The organism is Mycetohabitans sp. B46, from assembly GCF_037389205.1.
In the GTDB taxonomy this organism is placed as follows: domain Bacteria; phylum Pseudomonadota; class Gammaproteobacteria; order Burkholderiales; family Burkholderiaceae; genus Mycetohabitans.
Window position 1 is genome coordinate 136,155 of record NZ_JADBGL010000008.1, and the last position, 16,688, is coordinate 152,842.

The window sequence follows — 16,688 nt, forward strand, 5'->3', positions numbered from 1 at the left end:
ATGGTGGGATAGCTTCAGCTGGCAGAAAGCGGCTGGCCATACAGGTAATGAGCGTCGCCGGCGACCCATCGTCGAGTGGATAAGCGCGCGAATGGGCCGTCGATAATATAACGACAGCCGATCACTTTCGAGGGTGTGAAGGCATGTGAGGTTGACGCAGTCTTGTTAAGCCGCCCTCTCTACGCTCAGGTCCAACGAGTAGCGCAAGGCTTCGATGCTGTGACAACAGTCATCGGGCAAGCCGTCTTTGGCTTCAACACCATTTCGCCGCTCAGACCCAACAATTTGCTATTTTATCCTATCGCGCTGATACGACAAAACCAGGATAAATCAGATCGGCCGACACCTGAAGGCCATACAGTTCCAGCAAATGGCCTTGGATCTCGCGCACGCTCATGCCGCGCGTATACATGCTGATGACGTAATTGTCAAAACCGAGCAGCCGGCGCTGATATTTACCCACCAGCTGTGGCTCGAACCTCGCCTGCCGATCACGTGGAATAGCTCACTTCAGTTCGCCGCTGGGCGTAATTACCGTCTTGGGGCGGGTCCCATTGCGATGATTGCCATCCTTGCCTTGCTCGACTTCGCTTTCCAGATGGTACGTCAGTTCTGCCGAGAGCATGTGCTCATTCCATTATCGTCTCATGACCTCGGCACACGAAAATGCTGACAGGCTCCGCCGGCGTCGATCTTTGAGCGTTCAAGCGCACTGCAAGCCTGCAGCCATCTTGCACAACTGGCTGGCCGAGCCTGGGCACGAGGCCACTTTCACAATCTCCCTGTTTGAACGTCCTGCCTGCGTGAGTATTGGCCCATGCTCAAGTACCGCTTGCAACGCTTGGGCGGCGCATTCATAGCTTGCGATTTTCAGGAGGTCAACCCGACTCAGTATTTGAGCAAGCTATCCTCCTTGCCTCGACTTGCGACGCAACTCCTATCTGCCCATTACAAGGCGACCTTCGCTTTCCCGCACTCCCATGCCTGCACCGCCGTCTAACATTGGCGGTAAAACAACAAACTGCGTGACTTTCACGTCGCACAGGTACGATGCCTCCGTCCTGCGCGTGCCGCTATTTTGCCGCGTCGCACGAGACGCAGAATGTATAAACATGTCGAAACTTCCGGCATCATCGTATATACTTGTTTATACGATGATAGGGAGGAGTGACATCATGGCAAAAACCGCGACGCTCACGATCCAACAGTGGGGAAACAGCCTAGCTGTGCGCATTCCCGCTGCGGTTGCACGCTCGGCGCATTTCCAGGTTGGCCAGGAGGTAGAGGTGACGACGGATGAAGTTGGTGTAACAGTAAAGCCGGTGGGTCCGCGTAAGCTTACGCTCGCGGAGAAACTAGCGCGGTTTGATCCAGCAAAGCATGGCGGTGAGGCGATGGCAACAAGCCGCGTTGGTGCGGAGGTGTTTTAATGACAGGTGCTTTATGGGTGCCTGACCGACGTGACATTATCTGGATTGATTGCAATCCGCAGATCGGTCGTGAAATGAAGGATTTACACCCGATGCTGGTCCTGTCACCGAAACCGTTCAACGAGCGAACCGGCATGGTCATCGGGCTTCCGATGACGACGGCCGACTTCAATGACACGAATCCGTTTGCTATCAAGTTTCAGGGGCCGAAAAACGTCACGAGCTACGTGCTTGGACACCAGCCCAAGTCATTTGACTGGCGAGCGCGGGGGGCGAAGGCCCATCCGTGGAAGCGCGTACCGGATGATGTGTTCGCGTCCGCATGCGAACAGTTGAACCAGATTATTGCGATTGGCGATTAGGGAAACAAAAAACAGTGATGGATTATGCTAGGCGTACGAGCACTGGTCGGGCCTAACGGTTGACTGTTTAGCAGTGCAAACAGAAACGCAGCCGGTGCGTGGCATTTGAGCCACGCGCTCGCGTACACGAGCAGCGCGAAGCTTACCGCGCACAGGTCAATCGTTACCACGCACTCACCCACGTGGATGATGCGTCGCATGCAGCGCCTTAAGACGCTCACGTGCAACATGCGTGTAAATCTGGGTCGTCGAAATATCGCTGTGGCCAAGCAGCATCTGCACCACGCGCAGGTCCGCGCCATGATTGAGCAAATGTGTCGCGAACGCATGCCGCAACGTATGCGGCGACAACGGCACGTGAATGTCGGCGCGCAACGCATATCGCTTGATGAGGTTCCAGAATTGCTGACGCGTCATCGCGCCGCCGCGCGCCGTCACGAACAGGGCGTCGGCGCCGCGCGCTCCGAGGAGCACTGCGCGCGCGTCGCGTAGGTAGCGCTCCAGCCAGCCTCGGGCCTCGTCGCCGAACGGCACCAGGCGCTCTTTCGCACCCTTGCCCATCACACGCACCACCCCCTCGTTCAACCCCACCTCGACCGTCTTAAGCGTGACCAGCTCCGAAACACGCAACCCACTCGCGTACATCAACTCAAGCATCGCACGGTCGCGCAATCCAAGTGGCGTGTCCAGGTCCGGCGCGCCCAGCAACGCCTCGACCTGAGCTTCGTTGAGCGAGGATGGAAAACGAGGCGGCTGCCGGGCCGAACGGATGCGCAGCGTCGGATCAGCCGCGACACGATGCTCACGCAGCGCCCACGCGAAGTAGCGCCGGAACACCGACAGGCGCCGGTTCGCGGAACTGGCCTTGCCATCACTGCGCACCGCCAGGTAGCCGTTCAAGTCCGACTCGCGCGTCGCGTCAAGCGTGCGCTCGTGCGTCGCCGCGAGCCAGTCGCAATACAGCGACAAGTCGCGCCGATACGCATCCAATGTATTGCGGGATAACCCATGCTCGAGCCATAGCGCGTCGCAAAATGCGTCGATCGCCTGCGCGCTCGTGTCGCGAGACGCGCTCGACTGTTGGACTTGCACGTCGCTCATGCGTACAGCTCACCCTGCTGAGGCACCCGGATGCCTTCATGGCGCAGCAGCCAACACTTGACGTCACGAAAAAATCCCTTGCCGGCATGATGCGCAAAGCCGCCGAGGTCGTTTGCTGCCACGACGCGATGACATGGAACGACCAGTGGCGCGGGGTTGGACCCGCACGCCTGTCCGACGGCACGCGGCACCGCGCCGATCGACGCCGCCAGTTGCCCATAGGTCCAGACGGTGCCGGGTGCAATGCGACAGATACCGTCCCATACCCGGCGCTGGAACGGGGTGCCGGCAAGCGACAGTGGCAAGTCGAACACCGTGTCGGCCCGTTCGAAATAGACCATGATCTGCGCTGCCGCACGCCGGGCCAGCGCATTGTCCGGTATGCACAGCGGGGTCGTGCCGGGCAGGTAAACAATTTCATGAACGAACCGGTCGTCGCTGCGGATACCAACCCGTCCGAATGGTGCATCGATCACGGCATTGAACATGCCAATTCTCCTGGGGACGCGCGCGGCAGTACGCGGCACGGATGGGTCGATTTTACGTCCGAATCGTGTCTACGGCATCACGACGCGGCATCCGCGACGACCGGCAGATGGGCGATGGCTACCCGTAGCCCAACGCCCAGCGCACGTGCTCGCGCACCAGCGCAGACGGATCATCTTCACGCTTGCGCAACGCCGCCAGCACAGCGTCGCGCCCCGCCGCGCCGCCACCGGCGCGCAGCGCATTGCCGAGTCCGACCGCGAGATTGCGCAGCCAGCGCTCATAGCCGATCCGGCGGATCGCGCTGCCCGCCAGGCGCGTGTCGAAATCCTGCTCGCTCCAGCCGAACAATTCGATCAGTTGCGCGCCGTCCAGCCCATTACGCACATCGAAGTCCGCGCACCCGTTCGGCTGCGCAAACTTGTTCCATGGGCACACGAGCTGGCAATCGTCGCATCCGTACACGCGGTTGCCAATCGCCTCGCGCAGCTCGACCGGAATGCTGCCGCGCAACTCAATCGTCAGGTACGAGATGCACTTACGCGCATCGAGCCTGTACGGCGCCACGATGGCGCCCGTCGGGCACGCATCGATACAGCGCGTGCAGGCGCCGCAATGCGCGCCCGCGTGTTGCGGCGCGCGCGACGGCTGGCTTTGCGCATCGGTGGGCAACGGCACGTCAACGAAGATCTCGCCGAGAAAAAACAACGAGCCGGCATCGCGATCGAGCAGCAATGTGTGCTTGCCACGCCATCCGAGTCCGGCCTTTTGCGCAAGCTCGACTTCTAGTACCGGCGCTGAGTCAGTGAACACCCGATAGCCAAGCGGACCAATGGCGGCTTCGATCCGCTCGGCCAATCGCTGCAGGCGCTGGCGCATCACTTTGTGGTAATCGCGACCGCGCGCATAGATCGAGACCACCGCAGCGCTCGGATCGGCCAGCCGCGCATGCTCGCGCGCGCGCCACGACGCCGGCGTCCCGGCGGGCAGATACGGCATTCGGGCGCTAATGACCCGTTGCGTTCCGGGCACAATTTCGGCCGGCCGCGCACGCTTCATGCCGTGTTTGGCCATATAATCCATCTCGCCGTGATAACCTGCGTCGATCCACGCGGCGAGCCCCGCTTCGGCATGGGACAAATCGATATCGCAGATGCCGATTGCGCTGAAGCCCAACTCGCGCGCCCATTCGCGCACACGCCGCGCCAGCGACGCAAGGTCGGCGTCGGTAAGCGTCGCGCGGTGAATCTCGGTATCCGGCGGTTGTTTCATCATTCCTATTGTACGCAATGCCAGATGCACAAGCCTCGCCTCGTCCGTTGACAGAACGCGTGTTCGCGCTGCCGAACGAGCACGCGGCTAACGCGTTCGGCGCAACGTTGGCCACGGCGATCACGGCGGCGATGCGGACCACACCCGCGCATGGCATGCAAGTGCACCTGGTCGGCGCGCTCGGCGCCGGCAAGACGACGCTGGTGCGCGCGATGCTGCGCGCGCTCGGCCACACACAACGCGTGCGCAGCCCAACCTACACGCTTGTCGAGCCCTACACAATCGAGAACATCGACGGCGCGCCACTGTCAATCTATCACTTCGACTTATACCGCTTTGCGGATCCGGCGGAATGGGAGGATGCCGGTTTTCGCGAGTACTTCGACACTGGGGCACTGTGCCTGATCGAGTGGCCGCAGCGCGCCGGCGGCGTGCTGGGCGTACCCGACCTGCAGATCGAGCTCGAAGTCCAAGGCGAAGGCCGCAAGCTGACCGCGCGTGCCTATAGCGAAACCGGAAAAGAGTGCCTTGCCCGATGCTGATCAAACCGTTCCGCTCGATTGAATCCGCCGCCACCGCATCGCATTGCTGGCGACGCCGGCAGATCCTGCGCGCGGGCGCCTCGACGCTGTTGCTGGGCTTGGCCGCGCCGCGCATCGCGCACGCGGCCGCGGTGCTTGGCGTGCGTGTGTGGCCGGCGCGTGACTATACGCGCGTGACGATCGAGTCGGATCAACCGCTGCAGAATTCGCAAAAACTGCTACAGGAACCGGACCGGCTCGTCGTCGATCTCGATGGGCTGGAACTGGACCAGACGCTGAAGGATCTGGTCGCGAAGATCACGCCCAACGACCCGCAAATCCAATCGGTACGCGTGGGCCAGTTCCAGCCGCACGTGGTCCGGATGGTGTTCGACCTGAAGGGGACAGTCAAGCCGCAGGTGTTCGCGCTCACCCCGGTCGGCTCGTACAAGTATCGGCTCGTGTTCGACCTGTATCCAGCCGTGCCGCCCGATCCGCTGATGGAGCTGCTCGCGCAAACGCAACGCAAGGAGGAAGCGCTTGAGCAACGCTCGGTCCCGGGTGCGACGCTGTCGGGCCCGGCGCTCGCGATGCCGTCGCCGCCTAACGGCGCCCCGGGGCGCGACGCGCTGGCCGGCATCGCGCCGCCAGCCAGCGGACGCGGCCATGCGAGTGACAACAGCGATGCGTTCTTCCAGCGCTTTGCGCAGGCCGATACGGCGCCGTCACAGGGCGCGCCATCGGCCAAGCTCGCCCAACCACCGTCGACACCGCCACAGCCCCACCGCAATGCCGATAGGGGCGCGCTCGCGGCGCGGCGCGACGACGACAGCTACGGCTTCAAAGTGCCGCCGGGCAAGCCTGGCACGGTCCGCCTGCTAACCGTGGCGATCGATCCCGGGCACGGCGGTGAGGACCCGGGCGCGATCGGCGGCGCCGGAACCTACGAGAAGCATGTCGCGCTGGACATCGGTAAGCGGCTGCGCGCGAAAATCGACGCGCAGCCGAACATGCGGGCGATGATGACGCGCGACGCGGACTTTTTTGTGCCGCTCGCGGTGCGCGTACAAAAGGCACGGCGTGTCGGCGCCGACCTGTTCGTGTCGATTCACGCGGATGCGTTCACTTCGCCGCAGGCGCGCGGCTCGTCGGTGTTCGCGCTGTCCGAGCGCGGCGCAACCAGCGCCGCGGCGCGCTGGATAGCGCAAAAGGAGAACGCCTCCGATCAGATAGGCGGCGTGGATTTCAAGACCCGGGATGTGACGCTGACGCGGGCGCTGTTCGATATGTCGACGACCGCGCAGATCCGCGACTCGCTAAAGTACGGCAATTACGTACTCAAGGAGATTGGTGGTATCAACAAATTGCACAAGGGCAGCGTCGAACAAGCCGGCTTCGCGGTGCTCAAAGCGCCAGACATTCCATCGATCCTCGTGGAAACCGCATTCCTCAGCAATCCGGACGAGGAGCAGCGGCTGAACTCCGAAGCGTACCGCGATCAGATGGCCAATGCGATTCTAAAGGGCATCAAGCGCTACTTCGCCGCGAATCCGCCGCTCTCTAAGAACCGGATGGCGTAATGCGTCAGCGCGCCCGCGACTGGCTAGCCCGGCGCCGGCGCCATATTTTCCAGCCCGCGCCCAGTGCCACCGGTACCACGGCCGCGGCTACGCCGACCAGTACGATCGTATTCAGGTGGTCGCGGATGAACGGAATATTGCCGAACCAGTAGCCGCACACGGTCAGCAGCACAACCCACAACAACGCGCCCAGCACGTTGTATAGCTGAAAGCGCATCATGCTCATGCCGGATACGCCGGCCACGAACGGTGCAAACGTGCGCACTACCGGTACGAAGCGCGCGAGCACGATCGTCTTGCCGCCGTGGCGCTCATAGAATTGATGCGTTTTCATCAGCGCGGCCCGATCCAGGAAGCGTTCGCCAAACTTCCAGTGCGCATCGAAGACTTTCGGCCCGATATAGCCGCCGAGCAAATAATTCACTGTGTTTCCGCCGATTGCCGCCGCCAGCAACAGCACGTTCAGCAATAGCAGGTCCAGTGAGCCGGACGCACTGAACGCACCGCCGATGAACAGCAGCGAATCGCCCGGCAGGAACGGCAACACGACCAAACCGGTTTCGCAGAACACAATGAGGAACAGCATGACGTACACCCAAGCGCCGTACTGCTGGATGAAGTCGCCCAGAAACTTGTCGATATGCAGAACTAGGCTGAGAAATTGCAGGAAGGTATCCAAAAGGCATCCTTGAAACCACAAAAATTGGCGTGGATGATACCGGAATACTCGGTCTGCTCCGATGAAACCGTCCGCTCGCCAGCGCACTCCACCCCGTCACGACCGAGCAGCGGCGCCTCGCTATAATAGATGAATGTCACAATCCATTGAGCCGAGCATGTCCGACACGGCGCGCCCACCCGTTGACGGCGAATCGCCACCGGCGACGCCGTCGCCCCCTGTCGCCGATCCGGCCCCCGCCGCAGATCCAACCCTCGCCACAGATCCGGCCTCCGCCGCAGATCCAACCCCCGCCACAGATCCGGCTTCCGCTGCTGATCCGGCCTCTGCCACAGATCCAGCCCCCGCTGCTGATCCGGCCCCCACCGACGGGCCTGCCATGCAGCGGCGCGGCAGGCCGACGCGCGCCATCCAGCCGCTGCCGGATCAGTTGATCAGCCAAATCGCGGCGGGCGAGGTCGTCGAGCGGCCGGCATCGGTCGTCAAGGAGTTGATCGAGAATGCGCTGGACGCCGGCGCGACGGCGTTGCGCATTACGCTGGATGAAGGCGGCGTGAAGCGCATCATGATCGCGGACGACGGCTGCGGCATCACGGCCGACGAATTGCCGCTGGCGCTGCTGCGCCACGCCACCAGCAAGATCCGCTCGCTAGCGGAGCTTGAAAGCGTCTGCACATTGGGCTTCCGTGGCGAGGCGCTCGCGTCGATCGCAGCGGTCGCGCAGACCAGCATCACGAGCCGCACCGCCGACGCGCCGCACGCCACCCGCATCGATGCGCAGACCGGTGCACTATCACCGGCTGCCGGCGGCGTGGGCACCACGATCGAGGTACGCGATCTGTATTTCAGCACCCCCGCGCGCCGCAAATTTCTCAAGAGTGAACAGACCGAACTCGGACACTGCCTGGACGTGATTCGCCGCGCCGCGCTGTCGCGCCCGGATGTCGCCTTCTCGGTGCTGCACAACGGCCGCGCCATCGAGCACTGGAACGCGGCCAGCGCCGCCGCGCGTACCGCGAAAATCCTGGGCGAGGCGTTTGCGACGTCGCATCTGCCGCTCGAGGAGGTGGCCGGCCCGATCGCGATCTATGGCTTTGCCGGGCTGCCGACCGCCAGCCGCGGCCGCGCCGATCAGCAGTATTTCTTCGTCAATGGCCGTTTCGTGCGGGACAAGTTGCTCACCCATGCGGTGCGTGCCGCCTACGAGGATGTGCTGCACGGCGACCGCTATCCAGCTTACGTGCTGTTTCTCGACCTGCCGCCCGAGGGCGTCGACGTCAACGTCCACCCGTCCAAGATCGAGGTACGCTTTCGTGACTCGCGCTCGATCCATCAGTTCGTCTTCCATGCGGTCCAGCGTGCACTGGCCCGGCACGCCGGCGCCTCGCCCGACACGACCGCGGCAGGCCACGCGGCGCATCTGACACCTGCTGTGCCGGATACGGCGGGCCCGGGAGCCGAAGCGAGCGGCGGTGTGGGCGCAGGCTCACTGGCCGGATCCAGTGCTATGTCGGCGGCGTTGTCCGGCGTGGCGCCGCCACAGGGCGGCGGGCAATCCGCCAGGCTTCGCCGTGGCGGGCCCGCCACGACACCGGGATCCTCGAGCTGGATATCGCATACGCGGATGCGTCAGGGCGTGCTACCGGTGGCCCAACCGCTGGCGGTCTACGATGCGTTGTTCGGCCGGCGCGATCCGGCCGCAACCCCTGCGTTGCCCACGCACGATGACGCCTCTGCCGCACCTTCGCCGGCACCCGGCTCGACCGCGGACCAGGCATCGTCGCCGATAGACACCGAAAGCACGCAGCCCGGCCCGTGCGCTACCAACGAGGCCCATCCCGCCTCCGTCAACAACAACGAAGTCCATCCCGCGTCTGCCGCTAACGGGCCCGCGACGGCGCCGGCACAGCCGCTTGACGAGCATCCGCTGGGATTCGCGCTCGGCCAGTTGCACGGCATCTATGTGCTGGCGCAGAACACGCGCGGACTGGTGCTGGTTGACATGCACGCAGCCCATGAACGCATTCTGTACGAGCAATTCAAGCACGCGCTCGCTCAGCGGCGCATCGCCGTGCAACCGCTGCTGATCCCGGTGACGATGCCAGCCGATGCGGTCGAGATCGGCGTGGCCGGCGAGGAACGCGAAACGCTCGATGCATTAGGCTTTGACATTGCTTCGCTGTCTCCCACCACGCTGGCCATCCGTGCGGTGCCCGCGCTGCTCAAGGATGCCGACCTGGTCTCGCTGGCGCGCGCGGTGCTCGCGGACTTGCACGCGTACGGCGGCTCGCGGGTGCTGACCGAGCACCAGCACGAGTTGCTCGGCACACTGGCGTGCCACCATGCGGTGCGCGCGAACCGGCGCCTGAGTATCGATGAGATGAACGCGCTGTTGCGGCAAATGGAAGCCACCGAGCGCGCCGATCAATGCAATCATGGTCGTCCGACCTGGTTCCAGCTTACGCTCAGCGAGCTGGACCGGTTGTTCATGCGGGGCCAATAGTCGCGCCGTGCCATCCAACCCCGTCATCGCATGCCTGCTCGGGCCGACCGCGTCCGGTAAGACCGCTACCGCGCTCGCGCTTGCGCGCCATGCCCCGGTCGAGATCGTCAGCGTCGATTCGGCCCTCGTCTACCGGCAAATGGACATTGGGACCGCCAAACCCACCGCGACCGAACGCGCCGCGGTGCCCCATCATCTGATCGACATCATCGACCCGCTCGACGCCTACTCGGCCGCTCAGTTCCGCACTGACGCGCTGCGCCTGTGCGCCCAAATCATTGCGCGCGGCAAGCGGCCATTGCTAGTGGGTGGAACCATGTTGTACTACAAGGCGCTAGTCGAGGGCTTGAACGAATTGCCAAGCGCCAACGCGTCGATCCGCGCCGCGCTCGAGCAGGATGCGGCGCGCGAAGGCTGGCCGGCACTGCACGCGAAATTGGCGCAAATTGACCCCGTATCGGCGGCGCGGATCGCGCCCAACGATTCACAGCGGATCCAGCGTGCGCTGGAGGTCTGGCGGCTGACCGGACAGCCGATGTCCACGCTGCTGCGCCCGAGGCTCAACCCGGCCGCCGGTCAAAGCGCCGGGCGCCAGGCCGCAGGCGACGTCGATGCGCGCGAGAGAGACGTCGATGCGTGTACGATGCACGCCGACCCGCCGCCGTCGCCCCACTTTGCTGCCGTTTCGCTGGAGCCCTCCGACCGGTCGGTGCTGCACGCGCGCATCGCACAGCGCTTCGACGCGATGCTGGACGCCGGCTTGATCGACGAGGTGCAGCAATTGCGCGCGCGCGGCGACCTACACCCCGAATTGCCGTCGATGCGCTGCGTCGGATACCGACAGGTGTGGGCGTACCTGGACGGTGAATACGATTACGCAACGATGCGCGACAAGGGCATCTTCGCAACACGCCAGCTTTGCAAGCGGCAGTTGACATGGTTGCGCTCGATGCCCGAGCGGATCGTCGTGGACTGCGTCGGCACCGACGCCGTTCCGCGTGCCGTCGACGCGGTGCGGCGCCTATGGACACCGACGTAGCCGATGCCGCAATCGGTGCGCCGGCGCCACGACGGCACCACCGAACGCGACGCTGCAGCACGCGGCGTTACACCCCCGCGCGCGGCTCACGTCTGCGTGCGTGACGTCAAACCACGATCGTCTGTGCGTCGCCGGCGTGACGCTCGCGCACCGTGCCGAGCGTCCACACTTGCTCGCCGGCAGCCGACAGCACGCCGGCAGCCGCCTGCGCATGCTCGGCCGCGACGATGACCACCATCCCGATCCCGCAGTTGAAAACGCGGTGCATCTCCGCGTCGACCACACCACCGTGCTGCTGCAACCACGTGAACAGGGGCGGCAACGGCCATGCGCGGTGGTCCAGTTCCGCGCACAACTGCTCGGGCAGCACGCGCGGCACGTTCTCGACAAGCCCACCCCCTGTGATATGGGCGATACCCTTGACCGGAAGTTGCCGCATCAACTCGAGCATGGGCTTCACGTAGATGCGCGTGGGCGCCATCAGCGCATCGGCCAGCGAACGGCCGTCGAAATCGGCGTGCAGGTCCGGCGCCGCGCGCTCGATGATCTTGCGCACCAGCGAATAGCCGTTCGAGTGGATGCCGCTGGAGGCCAGGCCCAGCACCACATCGCCAGCGCCGATCGTGCTGCCGTCGATGATCTGGCTTTTTTCGACTGCCCCGACCGCGAATCCGGCCAGGTCATATTCGCCGTCCGGATACATCCCTGGCATCTCGGCCGTCTCGCCACCAATCAGCGCGCAGCCCGCCAGCTCGCACCCGGCGGCAATCCCCTTGACCACGCTCGCCGCTGTCTCGACGTCGAGCTTGCCGCAGGCGAAATAGTCGAGGAAGAACAGCGGCTCGGCGCCTTGCACGAGAATGTCGTTGACGCTCATGGCCACCAGATCCTGCCCGACCGTATCATGCCGGTTCAAATGGAACGCGAGCTTGAGCTTCGTGCCCACGCCGTCGGTGCCGGAGACCAGCACCGGCTCGCGGTATTTCTTCGGTACCTCAAACAGCGCGCCGAATCCACCGATGCCCGCCAGCACGCCGTCGCGCATCGTCTTTTTCGCGAACGGCTTGATGCGGTCAATGAGCGCGTCTCCTGCGTCGATGTCGACGCCCGCGTCACGGTAGGACAGGCCCGGCGCCTGCGTGCCGGGAGTGGATTTCGGTTGATTCATGGCGAGAGCGCGAGAAGCTCGCGGGAAGGTCGGTAAAATTGCAATTTTACCCGATGCGAGTGTGCCGACCGCACGATCTCGTCAAAACCGCATTCCTGGACCTTGCCACCCGTGCTGACCTCGTCTGCTTCCCACCGTCAACTGACACTCGATCTGGGCACGCCGCCGCCGAAGACATTCGAGAACTTCTTCGCCGGCGCCCATGCTGAATTGGTCGCCCGTCTCGCCGGCCTGGACGCCGCTCTCGCGGCCGGACCGGTCGCGGATCGCACGTTCTACGTATGGGGGGACGCCGGGAGCGGGCGCAGCCACCTGCTGCAGGCGCTGGTGGCCGGCGCATCCAGCGGCCGCGCGCGCTTTGTCGCGCCACCCAGCCCGCTGTCGGCGTTCGGCTACGATCCGCGTGTCGCGATTTATGCGGTTGACGATGTCGACCAGCTCGCCGATGCACAACAGATCGCGCTGTTCAACCTGTTCAATGAGGTGCGCGCCAGCCCCGGCAGCGCGCTAGTGGCCACCGGCAATGCCGCGCCGCTGCATCTGGCCGTGCGCGAGGATTTGCGCACGCGCCTGGGCTGGGGCCTGGTGTTCCATCTCGGCGCGCTGGCCGACGAGGGCAAGGCAGCCGTGCTCAAGCAGGCCGCACGCGAACGCGGCCTGACGCTCGCCGACGACGTACCGACATGGCTGCTCACGCACTACCGCCGCGACATGCCCAGCCTGATGCGCGTATTGGACAAGCTCGACCGTTTCGCCCTCGAGCACAAGCGCGCGGTCACGCTGCCGCTGCTGCGTGCGATGCTGGCGGACAGCTTCAAGTAAAATGCGCTTCATGACGAAAACCGCACGCAATCTCGCCCTGTTCGACCTGGACCATACGCTGATCCCCACCGATAGCGACCACGAGTGGGGACGCTTCATGGTCAAGCTCGGCATTGTCGATGCCGACAGCTTCTCGCGCGAAAACGACCGCTTCTACGCTGACTACCAGGCAGGCAAGCTCGATATCCATGCGTACCTACGCGCAATGCTCACTCCGCTGGCCAAATACTCGCGGCGGCAACTGGACGACTGGCATGAGCTATTCATGCACGAGGTCATCAATCCGCGAATCCTGCCCGCCGCTCGCGCATTGGTGCGCGAGCACCAGGAAGCGGGAGACCTGTGCTGCATCGTGACGGCGACCAACGCATTCATCACCGCACCGATCGCGCAAGCATTTGGCATCGAGACGTTAATCGCGTGCGAAGTGGAGACGACGGACGGGCATCCCGATAGCCCGTACACGGGCAAGCCGATGGGCGTGCCGAGCTACCGCGAGGGCAAGATCGTACGCGTGCAGGCGTGGCTGGATTCACTCGGCTGCGACTGGACAAGCTTTGCAAACAGCTACTTCTATAGCGACTCGCACAACGACATCCCGCTGCTCGAAAAAGTCACCGTCCCGGTGGCGACCAATCCGGACGAGAAGCTGCGTGACTATGCGCTGGCTCGTGGTTGGCGCATCCTTGAACTGTTCCAATCGACGTGATTACAAAATTCATCCGCAAGTTGTTCGGCTCGCGTAGCGGCGATGCCACCCCGCCGGCCGACACGGCGCACGGCGCCGACACCGATCGAAGCGGCGCCCATGCCAACCCGGGCATCGCCCCGACCGGCCGTCGACGCAACGCGACGCGCGACGAGCAGCGCAACGCACCAGCTGACGCGCGGGCCGCGCAGGACGCTAGGCTGGCGTCACGCAAGCCAGCACGCCGCACGCCACGCCGCAACGCCTTAGCCGCTGGCGGCCATGCCGGCAGCCATCTTGCTGCCGGTGGCGAAGCCCAAGTACCGGTGATCGTGCCAGCCGACATCCATCGTATCGATCCGGCGCTGATCTCGCGCCATGCCATCCGCGTCACCGACACGCTGCAACAAGCCGGTTTCCGCGCATTCATCGTCGGCGGCGCGGTGCGCGACCTGCTGCTCAATATCGCGCCGAAGGATTTTGATGTCGCTACGGACGCCACGCCGGACGAGGTCGTCAAGCTGTTCCGCCGCGCCCGGTTAATCGGCCGGCGTTTTCAGATCGTCCACGTCCAGTTCGGACAGGAGATCATCGAAGTGTCGACGTTTCGCGCGCTGATGGATGCGGCGCCCGCTGACGCCGAATCCGCGCACAGCGCACCGGCCGCGCCACCGCGCAAGCTGCGGCGCGGCGAGCTGGACCGGCGCACGCATGCGGTGGACGCGAGCGGACGCGTGCTGCGCGACAATGTTTGGGGCGAGCAGCACGAGGACGCGACGCGGCGCGACTTCACCGTCAACGCGATGTACTACGATCCGGCGACGCAGACCGTGCTCGACTACCATCGCGGTATGGACGACGTTCGCGCCGGCGTGCTGCGAATGATCGGCGAGCCAGCCACCCGCTTTCGCGAGGATCCGGTCAGGATGCTGCGTGTCGTGCGTTTCGCGGCCAAGCTAGGCTTCACGATCGAATCGTCGACGCACGCGCCGATCGCCGAACTGGCGGATCTGATCAACAACGTGCCGGCGGCCCGGCTATTCGACGAGATGCTCAAGCTGCTGCTGTCCGGGCACGCGCTCGGCTGCCTGAAGCAGTTGCGCGCGCTGGGCCTGCACCATGGGCTGTTGCCGTTGCTGGACGTGGTGCTCGAACAGCCCAGCGGGGAGCGTTTCATTACGCTTGCGCTGACCCATACCGACGAGCGCGTGCGCTTGGGCAAGCCGGTCTCACCCGGGTTTCTGTTCGCCTCGCTGCTGTGGCACGAAATGCAACTGCGCTGGCAGCAATACGAGGCCGGCGGCGAGCATTCGATCCCGGCGCTGCATCGAGCCATGGACGACGTGCTCGACCAGCAGACCGAAAAGCTCGCGATCCAGAAGCGCTATACCGCCGACATGCGCGAAATCTGGGGGCTGCAACCCCGGCTGGAGAAGCGCTCCGGCCGCAGCGCATTGAGGCTGCTGGAGCACCAGCGGTTCAGGGCAGGTTATGATTTTCTCCTGCTACGCTGCGAGGCGGGCGAGTTGGACGCGTCGGTCGGTCAATGGTGGACGGATTTCATCGCCGGCGATCCGGACACGCGCGAGGCGCTGCTGGCGCAGGGCGACAAGGAGCGCTCGCCGCGCAAGCGCCGGCGCCGTGGCGGCTCGCGCCACCGCCAGGATCCTGGCGAAGGCGCCCGGCCGGCCGCATCGCCGACCGACGGCGAACCGCGTGGCAACGGCGAACCACGCGGCAACGGCGACGCCTAGCGGCTTGCGCGCACGCCGACCATCGAATGCAGCAGGAGTCGACGTCATGACCGTAGCCTATCTTGGCCTGGGCGCGAACCTTGGCGACGCACGCCAGACGCTGAAGGACGCCGTGGTCTGCCTCGCGCAGCAGGCTCCCGTCACCGTGCTCGCGAAATCGAGCCTGTACCGCACCGCCCCGGTCGATGCCGGTGGCAACGACTTCTACAATTGCGTGGTGAAGATCGATACCACGCTTGCCGCACGGCAGCTGCTCGCCCTATGCCACGGCATTGAGCAGCACTTCGGCCGCGAGCGCCCGTACCGGAACGCACCTCGGACGCTGGACATCGATATTCTGCTGTACGGCACCGCGCAACTCGATGAGCACGACCTGACGGTGCCGCACCCGCGGCTATCCGCGCGGGCGTTCGCACTAGTGCCGCTGCTCGAACTGGACGCAGCGATCGAGATTCCCGCGCTGGGCCGTGCGGACCGTTACTTGCCTGGCGTCGCGTCGCAGCGCATCGAAAAGGTCGAGACCTGCCAATGTCCGTTCCGACGCATCGCCGCGGCGATCGTGGGCGGCAAGTCGGGGCCGCGCCGATGAACCCGTCCGCCGCCGTGCCACCGCTGACCGTTCATGCGTCGGCGCAGTACACACCCCTCGGCTACTTGGTGATCGAGGGGCCAATCGGCGTCGGCAAGACCACGCTGGCGACGCAACTGGCGACGCGCTGGTCCATGCAGACGCTGCTTGAGCGCGCGACTGACAACCCATTCCTCGAGCGCTTCTATCACGACAACGCGCGCTACGCGTTACCGGCGCAGTTGGACTTCCTGCTGCAGCGCGAAACACAAATGCGTGCGATAGCCGATGCGCGGCAGCGCGGCACGCCGCTCGCCGCAGACTTTCTGCCGCAGAAAAATGAGTTGTTTGCCCGCCTGACGCTGCCTGACGATGAATTTACGCTGTATCGCGCGCTGGCCGCACGCGTGCCACTCGCCCGGCCAGTGCCAGATCTCGTGATCTACCTTCAGGCCAGTCCGGAAACGCTGTTCGCCCGGATCCAGAAGCGCGCGATTCCGATGGAGACGCATATCACCGATGCGTACCTGCGCACATTGTGCGACGCGTACAGCGAATTTTTCTATCACTACGACGACGCGCCGCTGCTCAGCGTCAATACCGACCATCTGGATCTGGCAGAATCTGACGCAGACCTGGACTTGCTGGTCAAGCACATCGGATCGATGCGCGGCCGCAAGGCGGTATGGGTAAAGGGCACGGCGCGATGACGCTC

At 64.4% G+C, this 16,688-nt stretch carries 16 protein-coding genes and 1 pseudogene; 11 read left to right on the top strand and 6 right to left on the bottom strand.

Annotated features, from left to right (window positions below; genetic code table 11):
• Positions 1–328 precede the first annotated feature (328 nt).
• Positions 329–631, bottom strand: a pseudogene (locus IHE30_RS10640) (transposase); the annotation flags it as partial.
• 544 nt (positions 632–1,175) lie between these two features.
• On the opposite strand from IHE30_RS10640, the gene IHE30_RS10650 reads away from it, so the two are divergent.
• Positions 1,176–1,430, top strand: coding sequence for an AbrB/MazE/SpoVT family DNA-binding domain-containing protein (locus IHE30_RS10650; protein WP_337690450.1), 255 nt, complete (start codon positions 1,176–1,178; stop codon positions 1,428–1,430).
• Positions 1,430–1,792, top strand: coding sequence for a type II toxin-antitoxin system PemK/MazF family toxin (locus IHE30_RS10655; RefSeq protein WP_337690451.1), 363 nt, complete (start codon positions 1,430–1,432; stop codon positions 1,790–1,792). Before IHE30_RS10650 ends, IHE30_RS10655 begins: the two co-directional genes overlap by 1 nt.
• 174 nt (positions 1,793–1,966) lie before the next feature.
• Here the strand turns inward: IHE30_RS10655 and xerD are convergent, their stop codons facing one another.
• From xerD to queG, 3 genes are all read right to left on the bottom strand, one after another.
• Positions 1,967–2,893 carry a site-specific tyrosine recombinase XerD gene (xerD, locus tag IHE30_RS10660; protein ID WP_337690452.1) on the bottom strand — a complete coding sequence of 309 codons (927 nt, stop codon included), beginning with the start codon at positions 2,891–2,893 and terminating at the stop codon, positions 1,967–1,969.
• Positions 2,890–3,381 (bottom strand): methylated-DNA--[protein]-cysteine S-methyltransferase, encoded by a 492-nt coding sequence (locus tag IHE30_RS10665; protein WP_337690453.1) that lies wholly within the window; start codon positions 3,379–3,381, stop codon positions 2,890–2,892. The genes xerD and IHE30_RS10665 overlap by 4 nt, the downstream gene beginning before the upstream one ends.
• A 118-nt stretch (positions 3,382–3,499) precedes the next feature.
• Positions 3,500–4,654 (bottom strand): tRNA epoxyqueuosine(34) reductase QueG, encoded by a 1,155-nt coding sequence (gene queG / locus IHE30_RS10670; protein WP_337690454.1) that lies wholly within the window; start codon positions 4,652–4,654, stop codon positions 3,500–3,502.
• 14 nt (positions 4,655–4,668) lie between these two features.
• On the opposite strand from queG, the gene tsaE reads away from it, so the two are divergent.
• Both tsaE and IHE30_RS10680 read left to right on the top strand, forming a co-directional pair.
• Positions 4,669–5,193 (top strand): tRNA (adenosine(37)-N6)-threonylcarbamoyltransferase complex ATPase subunit type 1 TsaE, encoded by a 525-nt coding sequence (gene tsaE, locus IHE30_RS10675; RefSeq protein WP_337690456.1) that lies wholly within the window; start codon positions 4,669–4,671, stop codon positions 5,191–5,193.
• The gene (locus tag IHE30_RS10680; protein ID WP_337690458.1) at positions 5,187–6,752 is read left to right on the top strand and encodes an N-acetylmuramoyl-L-alanine amidase; all 1,566 of its coding nucleotides are present in this window, start codon (positions 5,187–5,189) and stop codon (positions 6,750–6,752) included. The genes tsaE and IHE30_RS10680 overlap by 7 nt, the downstream gene beginning before the upstream one ends.
• 4 nt (positions 6,753–6,756) lie before the next feature.
• Here the strand turns inward: IHE30_RS10680 and IHE30_RS10685 are convergent, their stop codons facing one another.
• Positions 6,757–7,431 (bottom strand): DedA family protein, encoded by a 675-nt coding sequence (locus IHE30_RS10685; RefSeq protein WP_337690459.1) that lies wholly within the window; start codon positions 7,429–7,431, stop codon positions 6,757–6,759.
• A 379-nt stretch (positions 7,432–7,810) separates the two neighbouring features.
• Here IHE30_RS10685 and mutL point away from each other — a divergent pair, with 379 nt between their 5' ends.
• Positions 7,811–9,934: a DNA mismatch repair endonuclease MutL gene (gene mutL, locus IHE30_RS10690; RefSeq protein ID WP_337690556.1), complete on the top strand. Its 2,124-nt coding sequence runs from the start codon at positions 7,811–7,813 to the stop codon at positions 9,932–9,934.
• Positions 9,867–10,973 carry a tRNA (adenosine(37)-N6)-dimethylallyltransferase MiaA gene (gene miaA / locus IHE30_RS10695; RefSeq protein ID WP_337690461.1) on the top strand — a complete coding sequence of 369 codons (1,107 nt, stop codon included), beginning with the start codon at positions 9,867–9,869 and terminating at the stop codon, positions 10,971–10,973. The genes mutL and miaA overlap by 68 nt, the downstream gene beginning before the upstream one ends.
• A 106-nt stretch (positions 10,974–11,079) precedes the next feature.
• Here the strand turns inward: miaA and purM are convergent, their stop codons facing one another.
• Positions 11,080–12,141, bottom strand: a complete 1,062-nt coding sequence (gene purM / locus IHE30_RS10700; RefSeq protein WP_337690463.1) for a phosphoribosylformylglycinamidine cyclo-ligase — start codon at positions 12,139–12,141, stop codon at positions 11,080–11,082.
• A gap of 114 nt (positions 12,142–12,255) precedes the next feature.
• Here purM and hda point away from each other — a divergent pair, with 114 nt between their 5' ends.
• From hda to IHE30_RS10725, 5 genes are read left to right on the top strand one after another with little or no spacing between them, the layout of a single operon-like run.
• Positions 12,256–12,963, top strand: a complete 708-nt coding sequence (gene hda, locus IHE30_RS10705) for a DnaA regulatory inactivator Hda (RefSeq protein ID WP_337690558.1) — start codon at positions 12,256–12,258, stop codon at positions 12,961–12,963.
• 10 nt (positions 12,964–12,973) lie between these two features.
• Positions 12,974–13,672: an HAD family hydrolase gene (locus IHE30_RS10710; RefSeq protein ID WP_337690465.1), complete on the top strand. Its 699-nt coding sequence runs from the start codon at positions 12,974–12,976 to the stop codon at positions 13,670–13,672.
• Positions 13,669–15,405, top strand: a complete 1,737-nt coding sequence (gene pcnB, locus IHE30_RS10715; RefSeq protein WP_337690466.1) for a polynucleotide adenylyltransferase PcnB — start codon at positions 13,669–13,671, stop codon at positions 15,403–15,405. Before IHE30_RS10710 ends, pcnB begins: the two co-directional genes overlap by 4 nt.
• Positions 15,406–15,451: 46 nt before the next feature.
• Positions 15,452–15,994 (top strand): 2-amino-4-hydroxy-6-hydroxymethyldihydropteridine diphosphokinase, encoded by a 543-nt coding sequence (gene folK / locus IHE30_RS10720; RefSeq protein WP_337690468.1) that lies wholly within the window; start codon positions 15,452–15,454, stop codon positions 15,992–15,994.
• Positions 15,991–16,683 (top strand): deoxynucleoside kinase, encoded by a 693-nt coding sequence (locus IHE30_RS10725; protein ID WP_337690559.1) that lies wholly within the window; start codon positions 15,991–15,993, stop codon positions 16,681–16,683. Before folK ends, IHE30_RS10725 begins: the two co-directional genes overlap by 4 nt.
• Positions 16,684–16,688: the final 5 nt, after the last annotated feature.